The sequence below is a fragment of the Bacteroidota bacterium genome (genome assembly GCA_039111535.1).
In the GTDB taxonomy this organism is placed as follows: domain Bacteria; phylum Bacteroidota; class Rhodothermia; order Rhodothermales; family JAHQVL01; genus JBCCIM01.
On sequence record JBCCIM010000054.1, the window covers coordinates 21,977 to 32,860 of the forward strand.

Here is a 10,884-nt window from a genome sequence, read left to right on the forward strand (position 1 = left end):
ACGTCAATAACTGATGAAACGTCAAGAATTAATGATTTGCTTATATAGAACAGGCCGCCCACTGGCTTTTAGCATCTGGTTTGCGGGCCTCTTTGTATACACTTTTTTGTTCACGGCACCGGCTGTTTATGGACAAGAAAGTCCACTTGATGACTACTTACGCGAGGGGTTAACCAACAACCTGTCGCTCCAGGAACAGCAATTCGACGTTGAAAAGAGTTTTCGCGCGATGGATGAAGCCCGTGGCCTCTTTTTTCCTGAAGTGAGCATCGAAGCACGTTACTCACGCGCCGGCGGCGGGCGGCAGATTTCGTTTCCTGTAGGCGACTTGCTCAACCCGGTTTATAATACGCTTAACGACATGCTGTCGCAGCAGGGAGAGCTCCCAATCTTTCCACAACTGGAAAATCAGGATATCGGATTTTTGCGGGATCGCGAACAGGAAAGTAAAATCCGATTGATTCAACCGCTGTTCCAGCCGGCTATTCTACATAACTATCGGTTGCAGCAGCATTTGCTGGGTTCGCAAGAAGCTGCACTGGATGCCTACAAGCAGTTGCTGATGCGCGATATAAAGGTGGCCTATTACAACTACTTGAAGGCTGAGAAAGCCACAGGGATTCTTGATGCTGCCCGTGACCTCGTGGATGAAAACCTGCGGGTTAACGAACGGCTTGTTGAATACGACAAAGCAACCCAGGATGCCGTTTATCGCGCACGGGCTGAGATGCTGGCTGTAGCCCAACAGCAACGAGAGTCGGTGAAGAACAAGGATCTGGCGCAGTCTTATTTCAATTTCTTGCTCAATCGGCCATTTGAAGAAAACATTGATCAGGCAGATGAGGGCCTGTTGATGGCTGCTGTGGAGGCGCCGGCCGCGCGGCTGATTCCTGCTTCTGCTACCGTTACTACACCGTCAGCCCAGGCAGCTTTCACCCGGCTTGCGCTGCAAAACCGCTATGAGCTAAAACAACTTGAAGCCGCCATCAGCGCTTCGAATGCTGCGGTGAACATCTCAAAAAGTGATCTGCTGCCCGGCGTTGCGTTTGCACTCGATCTTGGGATCCAGGGATCTTCTTATGGTTTTGCCGGCGACCAGTCCTTTTACATGGCCTCGGTGGTATTTAGCTGGAAATTGTTCAATGGCTTCCAGAACCGCAACCGGATACAACAGGCGCGCATCGAAAGCCAAAAACTTACTACGCAGCACGAGGCGCTGCAACAGCAGATCAAACTGCAGGTGCAGGAAGCGTTCGACAATCTTGAGGTTGCCCGCGAGTCGTATTTGACGGCACAACAGCGGTTGACAGCTTCTTCGGAAGGGTACCGGCTGGTTTCTCGGCGGTACGACGAGGGGATGGCCAATCAGGTAACGTTCCTTGACGCACGTACCACGCTTACCGAAGCAGAAATCAACCTCAACCTCACACGCTATGACGTTCTGATCCGCATGGCGGAATTGGAATATGCGGTCGCTGTAAACCAGGCCCCGGAATCGGCCAACCCCTAATCACCTTTCTATATAAATTGCCAACCCATACCATCATGAAAACCCTGGTCAATCTCATACATCGCGTATCTGGTCTTCCAAAAAACCACGCTGCTCATTTGACGGCTAGACAATCTTGGACTGTTGCTGTAGTACTGATTGTACTCGGTGGCAGTTTTGCTGCGGGTTGTGGTCAGGATGTGGATGCCGGTGCTACTGCTACAACTGTTGCACCAGTAAACATCTTTGTCCAAGACGTGAGCAAGGAAAAGCGTGCACTACCCATTCGTTCGAGCGGCCGGCTGGCAACCAAGGCTGAAGTTCGGTTATCCTTCAAAATTGGCGGGTATATCGAACGGGTTTTTGTGGATGAAGGCCGGCGTGTGAAAAAGGGGACCCGCCTGGCGCGACTCAACCTGTCTGAAATTGATGCGCAGGTCTTACAGGCAAAAAGCGGGGTAGAAAAAGCCACCCGCGATCTGGAGCGAGCTGAAGGTTTGTACACAGACTCGGTAGCGACCCTGGAGCAGGTACAAGATGCGCGCACGGCCCTGGATGTGGCTGCTGCAAATCTGAAAATTGCCGATTTCAACCGGGCGTACGCAGAAATCTACGCGCCGGCGAGCGGCCGCATCTTGAAACGCACAGCTGAAGCGGGTGAATTGGTGGGTCCCGGACAACCGATTTATCTCTTTGGCGCGGATCGGGGTGGATGGGTTGTCCGCGTCGGCTTGGCCGATCAAGACATTGTTAAGCTGGCCATTGGCGACTCAGCATCGCTGTCGTTTGATGCTTATCCGGATGAGCAGTTCAAAGGGACGGTGACGGAGCTTGCGGATGCAGCTGATCCGATGAGTGGTACCTTCGAAGTAGAAATTGCGGTCAACGACCCGATGAATCTGCTCAAGTCCGGGTTTATTGCACGCGTAGATGTTTATCCATCTCGGGGTGAATCGCTGTACTTCTTGCCCATCGAAGCCCTGGTTGAAGGAAATGGCGAAGAGGGGATTGTGTATGTGTACGACGAGAATGAAAACAAGGCGCGAAAAATTCCTGTGCAAATTGAGCGGATGCTGGATGCCGAAATTGCTGTGTCTGGCGATCTTGGCGGATACACGCAAATCGTTACGGAAGGTGCGGCTTTTATAAACGGTGACGGCCCTGTCCGGGTGATGCCGGCCACAGAGTAGCCGTTTGCCATTTCCCAAATTGTGCACGCCAGATTGTGCCGGCCCATTCATATAACGACAACTTTTGCAGATAAAGCACCATGAGACTGCCCGCTCTTGCAATACAAAATTACCAGTTTACGATCATCATGGTATTGCTCCTTTCCCTGGTGGGATTGGTGAGCTTCCTGACGATGCCACGTTCTGAAGACCCGCCCATTGATGCGCCGGGTACCCGTATTCTTGTTGTCTACCCGGGCGCTAGTCCGGAAGACATTGAGAGCCTTGTGATTGACCCGATTGAGGAGGCCGTCAACGCATTGGATGATCTGAAAGAAATCCAGTCAACGGCACAGAATGGTCTTGGTGATATTGTAGTAGAATTTATCGCCAGTGAAGACCCCGATGATACGTACGATGAAGTTAACCAGGCGGTCAATGGTATCCGCGACAATTTGCCGGCTGGTATCCTGGCGATCGAAACGTTGAAGTTCTCAACGGCGGATGTCATCATAATGCAGATTGCGCTGATGTCGGAGCAGGTAAGCTACACCATCCTCGAAAAGGAGGCTGAAAAACTGGAGCGGCAGTTCGAACGCGTTTCGGGCGTGATGCAGGCGGATATCTGGGCCTTCCCGGAAACGGAAGTACGCGTATCGCTGGATCTGGAAAAAATGAAAGAAATGCGCATTTCGATGGACCAAATCATCGGTGCGGTACAGTCGAGTAGCCAGAACATCCCCGGCGGCAGCGTAGACCTTGGTGCCCGCCGGTTCAACATTCAGACAAGCGGTGACTATGAATCACTCGACGACATCCGGCAAACCATCGTTGCCACAAACGGTCAGCGGGTTGTTTACCTGAATGATATCGCGGATGTTGATTTTGACTATGAAGATGACACGTACCGCGGGCGCTACAATGGCCGGCGCAGTGTGTTTGTGACTGTTGCCCAGCGCACCGGGACCAACATCTACGATGTGAAGGCCGGCCTCGATGAGGCGCTAGCATCCTTTGGCGCACAATTGCCAGAAGGCGTCGAAATGGAAACGGTATTCGATCAGTCCGTTGGAGTAACGGAGCGTGTCAATGGCTTCTTTAATAACCTGTTTCAGGGCGTGTTACTTGTTGGGCTCGTCATCCTGCTAGCGCTTGGCGTCCGGGCTTCCGGTATCGTAGTTCTGGCTATCCCGGTATCAATTCTGATTGCGATTGGCTGGCTGGATTTTTCGGGGTATGGGATCCAGCAGATGTCGATTGTCGGGTTGGTGGTGGCCCTTGGGTTATTGGTTGACAATGCTATCGTCGTGACCGAGAATGTGGCGCGTTACCGTAAACAGGGACTGGATGGATTTGAGGCCGCGCTCAAAGGCACAAAAGAAGTTGGCTGGGCCATTATGGCTGCCACCGTTACCACGGTGCTTTCCTTTTTGCCGATTGTGCTGATTCAGAATGACAGCGGCGACTACATCAGAAGCATGCCAATGACGGTGATCTTTGCGCTGATTGCGTCGCTGTTTGTGTCGTTGACCATGACACCCTTTTTATCGAGTCGACTACTCCGGAATCAGGCAAAAACTACCCGCAAGCCAGTATTGCAAGGCGTGTTAGCGCGACTCGTGGCGGGACCGTACCGGCGGGTTTTGCGTGGCGCCATAAAGCGGCCGTTTGTGGTGCTTGTGCTAGCATTTACAATTTTTGCCGGCAGTCTCATGCTCTTCCCACTTGTTGGCGTTTCCCTGTTTCCGAAAGCGGAAAAACCGCTGTTCTATATCAACATAGAAATGTCTGATGGGGCAACGCTCGACCATACAGATGCGGCAGTGCGTACCGTGGAAGAGATATTGGCGACGCAAGACGAGGTGGTGGGGTATGCCTCGAATATCGGCAACGATAACCCCCGTTTCTATTACAACGTATTACCACGCGGCAAGAAGAGTAACATCGGGCAGGTTTTGGTTTCCGTTGAGAGCCTGGACAAAGTGCCGGGATTGATTCGGCGGTTGAAAGGCGAATTTGCTGAAGTCACCGGGGCAGATATCGATATCCTCGAACTGGAAAATGGGCCGCCCATTGAAGCACCTATCGCGATCAAGGTGATTGGGCCGGACAATGAGGTGATAAAACGGATTTCAGGGGATCTCGAAAACATAATGCTGGCCACTGAGGGCACAGAAAATGTTAATAATCCGCTGCGTTCCAATAAAACAGACCTACACGTTCGCATCAATCGCGACAAAGCCGGCTTGTTGGGTATTCCACTTGTAGAAATCGACCGTACCGTGCGTGCCAGCATGGCTGGGCTACCTGTGGGCACGTACCGGGATCCGAGTGGCGATGAACATAACATCGTAGCGCGTCTGCCTTTGGACGATCGTCCGGGGATGGAAGATTTCGACCGAATTTCTGTGACGTCGTTTATGGGAGCCAGCATTCCTTTGCGTCAGGTTGCTGATGTAGAACTGGAAGCCGTGCCTACCCGGATCGACCACTTCAATCTGGAGCGTACAGCAACAGTGACGTCGTATGTACAGGAGGGGTATTCTGATTTTGAGCTAACGGCCCAGATTTTGGAGGATGTTGAAGCGTACGATTGGCCGGTTGGCTATCGCTATTACGTGGCAGGAAAGCAGGAGGCACAGCAGGAAAGCTTTGGCGGGATGGCCTCAGCGCTGGTTGTGGCACTGCTGGGTATTCTGGGCGTTCTCGTTCTCCAGTTCCGGTCTTTCAGTCAGCCCCTTATCATCATTGTAGCTGTACCGCTGGCTATCATCGGATCCATCCCGGCGCTGTTGATCACGGGTTTTACGTTCAGCTTCTCCGCATTTATTGGGCTGACCAGCCTGGTTGGGATTGTTGTTAACAACTCGATCATACTGGTGGACTATGCTAACAAGTTAATTGCTTCGGGTAAATCTGTAATAGAAGCAGTTGTCGAAGCAGGCGAAACGCGGTTTAGTCCGATTATTCTAACTTCGCTAACCACCATTGGGGGCCTGCTCCCGCTTACTCTTACCAACTCTACCATGTGGAGCCCAATGGGATGGGTGATCATTGGCGGTCTGGTGGCTTCAACAGCGCTAACGTTGATTGTTGTGCCGGTGTTGTACAAGCTCTTCACGCCCCAGGTTAAGGTTGAAAGTTAAACGGTAAAGGTTGAAAGCTGCGTACAGTTGACGTGCAGCTTTCAACCTTTAACCCGGCGTGACATAAATGACATGATTTCCAAACAGAATATTAGCAATAGTTGCTAGGCTGAGGGGAGGCTTTTTTGTATCTTGCATTCAGAATCAGCGCGACGCACGTCATTCGCATTTTCAAATCTTTTCAGAAACTGATTCAATCGTCAGTTCACCAGCGGTTCTTTTTGGATCGAATATTGACACCTAGACAATTCTCATAACCATGTAGCCGTCCACCTTCTTTGTGGATGATTTTTGTGCCTGTACCAGCACTGTGCAGCCAGTACACTGTACGCACAAGCCGGCCCTTCGGGTGTCGGTGAAATCTCGCAGTTGATGTATCGAGACGAAAGCCGAGATTGAAAGCCTCCAACTTATGCAAAACCCTAATTCAGATCAGAATTATCTGCCTGTCTATACCAACCAGGTAGCTTACGAAGGTGACTTATTACCCGAAAGTGGCGCAGGATTTCCTGGATATGGCTCCGAGCCCGTTGTTGAAGAGTCTCAGTTCAAAGAACTGATAAACTTATTGTATGCGGGTCGGTGGTTGATCTTGGGCGCGTTTCTGATCGTAATGGCTGCAACAGCCCTCTATACGTTTACCCGCGTACCTGCCTACCGGGCACACAGCCTCGTGGTTTTAGACAAGCGGCTGGCCCCAGATCTGAAAGACGCCCTTGAGGCAGGGCCACATTCGAACGGTTCCTCGAGTCGGTCGGTGGATACAGAAGTTTACGTATTACAGCGTTCCCTGGGGGTGTCGCGCCGGGTTAGCGCCCGTTTACAGGAGTTGGGCCGCGATCCTGAAACAGGAAATGCGCTACCTTTGCTTGCAAAAGGCCTTAGTGTGGACCATTTGGCAGAGGTTATTCAGTATCAGATTGAGGTCAGCAGGGAGCAGGTGGAAGACGTGTTGCGGATTTCAGCCATTTCGGTTGATCCTGGAGAAGCAAGGCTATTGGCCGATTTGTATGCAGCTGAATTTGTAGAGCATGCATTGGGGCGTAGTCGTTCCCGGCTGGCAGCAACGCGATTCTTCCTGGAAAATGAAGCCGGCAAACGGCAAGATGAACTGAATACGCTGGAAGAGCAGATGCGGCAGTTCATGGCTCAAAATCGAGGCATTATCCTCGCTGATGGTACAGCAAACCTGGTTTCGCAAGTGGCTGAACTGGAGGCCTTGCGTGATGAGATTGTACTGGAAGCCAGAATGAAGCAGGTTGTACGGGAAGATTTGCTTGCGTCTATCCAGTCAATGCAGCCGCAACTTGCCACGCATGTGTCTGCCAATGTGCCGGCAAAAATTGAATCCGTTCAGGCTTCCATTGCTGAGCAAGAGGGAACGCTTGAACAAATTTATCGCCAGAATCCCGAATTAAGAAACCTTACAGGGGCAGGACAGCCGGCTGCAATTATCTCTCATAAAAATGAAATTGCGCGGTTGCAGAACGTACTTGTCGATTTAACAGAGCAATATATCCAGCAAGTAGTGACCTTTGGTGAGGCATCAGCCGAGAGCCCGGAGGGCACACTGGCAGCATTTGGCCGGCTTCGTCGTGAACTAGCAAATGAAGACATCGAAATTGGCCGGCTCAACGCCCGGGTTGATGTGGTAAACAAGCACCTCGCCACTTTTCAGCGTCAGCTTGAAGGGTTGCCGGCCCAGACGATTCGACTTACGCAATTGCAGCGCCAGATTAATACTACGGAGCGTGCATACCTCTTGCTGAGCGAAAAGCTCGAAGATGTACGTATTTCGGAAGAATCAGAGCAGGGCTACGCAGAGATTGTGCGCAAAGCAGCGCTCCCTTTTAAACCCGAATTTCCGAACAAACCGAAAAGCATGATTTTGGGGGCGTTGGTCGGTTTGCTAATTGGACTTGGGCTTGCTGTAATTCGCCAGCAAATCTACAAAAACACCATGGTCACGCCAGACGATGTACGCAAGTTGGGGTATGCCTTGATTGGCGTTATTCCGAGCATGCGTGACTTTGTGAAGCAGCAGTATCGTGGTGTGAAGCTTGTTGAGCACAACGGGTATCTGAATGATAGTTGCCTTATTTCTCTTCAGCCGGCTTCTTCATTTGTTGTGGATGCTTACAGGCGCGTTCGAATGAACATTCTAGGGGCACAGGGAGAAACTGCAGTACAAAGCTTGCTGGTTACAAGTCCGAACCCCGAAGAGGGAAAAAGTATTACAGCGCTCAACCTGGCTATTGCGAGTGCGCAGGCGGGGCAGCGTACGGTTATTGTAGATACTGACCTTCGCCGGCCATCGATCCATGCTAAACTAGGCATTGATGCTGATCCTGGTATTACACACATGATTAATGAGCGGAAGCTTCAGTTTCGTAAAGCGCTCGGGCATGTGGACAACCTGTATGTGTTAACTGCCGGCGCACCAACTGATGACGCCGCTGACGTGGTTGCTTCCAAAGAAATGCCGCAGCTTATCCATGAGTTGAAGCGCCTGTTTGACATGGTAATTCTTGACTCCCCCCCTTTCATGCTGGTCTCAGATCCTTTGATGTTATCTGCCATGTGCGACGCCACCGTTATCGTTGCGTCTGCAGGCAAAACCCGGGCTGAAGACTTGCACCAGGGTATGCACGAATTGCAGAAAACTGGAGGCCGTGTGCTGGGTGTTTTGTTGAACGAGTTTAACCCGGTGGGGCTTTATAGTACAAGAACCAAATACAAGTATTATCGTTATACAAACCACTACGCTACTCAAATGCAGGCTGATCCAGTGCTGCAGTCGTAACATATTGTAAATAAACTGTTTGTGCCTCAGTATACGGCGATCTTTGTATGTCCATTTGACGCATAAACAGACAGTGCAGTAAAAGCATATCACCAGGTGCCATTCCCCCCGTTCATGGTGTCTTTGTTGGTGCTTTGCAGGCTTAGCATTTCGGTGCAACGGCCTGGGAACTGACAGAGGCTGTACCAGCGCTTTGACGCATATAACGTGTAACCGTAAGTCACCATTCTTTTTCGGATTACATGGGCGGAAATAGCGTAACAAACGAGGCGATGGCATCCCGCCGGCTTTACAGATACACCCGCTCTCTCTGGGGAATCTTGTCAGGCAAAAAACACATCTGTACCGACGCGTAATCAGGGCCAGCAATAGGGCCGGCTACGTGTTCTCTTCTAGCATTCTTAGCCCGTGCTCCATAACCAATACTGGTTCATCAGCACCATGTCTATTCACGGCATGTGACTGATGTGGCGGAGCCGTGTCGAAAAATAGTGTCGGTTCAAATTGTAGCGTTTTTTGCTTCCAATGCCTACAGACATGTCTATGCAAAGCTGGCGGGTTTTTTACACAGCACCGCGTGCCGAGAAAAAATGCGAGGCGCGGATGCTCGAACAGGGCATCGAGGTTTTTCTGCCGAAGATAGCGGTTGACCGAAAATGGAAAGACCGCACAAAACGCGTTGAAGAACCTCTCTTTCGAAGTTACATCTTTGCGCACGTTACGGAGCAAGATCGGGTGCGTGTTTTGCAAATGCAGGGTATCGTGCGGACGCTTGCATTTGGCGGCAAGCTGGCGGCAATGACTGCTGATGAAATTGAGCAATTACGGTTGACGCAGGCAGATAAAAGCCGGCTGACGCTCCTGGAGCAATGGCGTCCGCCCGTTGGCGCAATCATCCAGGTAAGTGACGGCCCTTTTGCAGGACTCAAAGGCGAAGTGCTGCAGCAGCGCGGACATGCTTATGTAGTTATTCGTATTGCAGCCTTGCGACAAGCGGTTAAAGTGAACATCCCGCTTGCCTGGGTAACGTCTACAGAACAGTTGGGCGCCTATCCTCGAACGGCGCTATAAATCAATCCCCCATTCTACTCAGATTGATAAGACATTGCATACATGTTCTGCCAGTTGTGGGTTACCACATCGTGCAGCGGGTCGTGTGCTGTTAAAGATATACCATGTTTGATACCCTGAATAAGTTACGCGTTATTCTCACCCGGCGCGAAGGTCGTACCTTTTGTGTGTTGCTGGTAGTCATCGTGTTCATGGGCCTTTTTGAATTGGCCGGCATCGCATCGATTATGCCCTTCATGAAACTGGTTTCTCAGCCCGATGCTATAGCGGAGAGCGCGTGGTTGATGAAGGCGTATACCTTTTTTGACTTTAGCAGCGAGCGACAGTTTTTGTTTGCACTGGGGCTTACCGTGCTATCTCTGCTCACGCTGGCGAATATGCTCACTGTGGTCACACTGTGGCTGCAGCACAAATTTGCCTGGAGCAGTGCACATTCCATTGCTACACGTTTGCTAAAGAAATATCTGCACCAGCCTTACGGGTTCTTTCTCAGCCAGAATACGTCTCAAATGGCGAAGCAAATTCTGAGCGAGACCAATGAGCTGGCGAATGGCTTCCTGCTGTCACTGGCTGTATTAATTGCTAAATCGTTTGTCGCATTTGTGATTTTTGCACTCCTGGTGCTGGTGGATCCGTATCTGGCTGTGATGATGTTTGTCATTTTTGGCAGCATCTACGCGGTGATGTATACAGGACTTCGAAAATATCTCACCCGGCTCGGAGAAATCAGGTTTGGAGCCAACGAGCAGCGCTTCAAATCTGCGAGTGAGGCTTTTGCCGGCATCAAAGTGGTCAAGATGAGTGGGACGGAAGCCTTCTTTGCCAACCGTTTTGCGACGGCGTCTTCCTTGTTCTGCAAGGTGGAGCCCAAGCGCGAGGCGTCGTTTGTAATACCCGTTTATTTTGTGCAAACGCTTGCGTTCGGCGCAATTCTGGTCTTTATCCTCTACCTGTTGTCGACAGGCCGCGGATTGCAGGATGTTATTCCCCTGTTGTCGTTGTACGCATTGGCCGGCTACCGTTTGTTGCCGGCATTGCAGCAGGTATACAGCTCGCTAGCAAAAATTCGTTACCAGAAACCCATTGTTGATACCATCTGTGGTGTCTTGCATGCATATTCTAGTACATTCATGTTCCAATCTGCCACACCGTCCTATGCCTATGGCTATGCCCCAAACTTGCACAGCCATAAATGCAGACAAAGAC

The 10,884-nt window shown here is 51.0% G+C and carries 6 protein-coding genes; all 6 read left to right on the plus strand.

Annotation, left to right across the window (positions count from 1 at the left end; all coding sequences use genetic code 11):
* The first annotated feature begins 13 nt into the window (after window positions 1–13).
* Complete coding sequence (locus AAF564_10570) at window positions 14–1,510, plus strand: TolC family protein (protein ID MEM8485984.1); 1,497 nt, start codon at window positions 14–16, stop codon at window positions 1,508–1,510.
* A 35-nt stretch (window positions 1,511–1,545) separates the two neighbouring features.
* Window positions 1,546–2,679: an efflux RND transporter periplasmic adaptor subunit gene (locus AAF564_10575; GenBank protein ID MEM8485985.1), complete on the plus strand. Its 1,134-nt coding sequence runs from the start codon at window positions 1,546–1,548 to the stop codon at window positions 2,677–2,679.
* Window positions 2,680–2,759: 80 nt separating this feature from the next.
* A complete protein-coding gene (locus tag AAF564_10580) occupies window positions 2,760–5,804 on the plus strand; it encodes an efflux RND transporter permease subunit (protein MEM8485986.1) in 3,045 nt (1,014 codons plus the stop codon).
* 412 nt (window positions 5,805–6,216) lie between these two features.
* Entirely contained in the window at window positions 6,217–8,607 is a 2,391-nt protein-coding gene (locus AAF564_10585; protein MEM8485987.1) for a polysaccharide biosynthesis tyrosine autokinase, read from the plus strand.
* Between the two features lie 537 nt (window positions 8,608–9,144).
* A complete protein-coding gene (locus AAF564_10590; GenBank protein MEM8485988.1) occupies window positions 9,145–9,678 on the plus strand; it encodes a UpxY family transcription antiterminator in 534 nt (177 codons plus the stop codon).
* Between the two features lie 104 nt (window positions 9,679–9,782).
* On the plus strand, window positions 9,783–10,884 hold a 1,102-nt coding region (locus AAF564_10595; GenBank protein ID MEM8485989.1), incomplete at its 3' end, for an ABC transporter transmembrane domain-containing protein.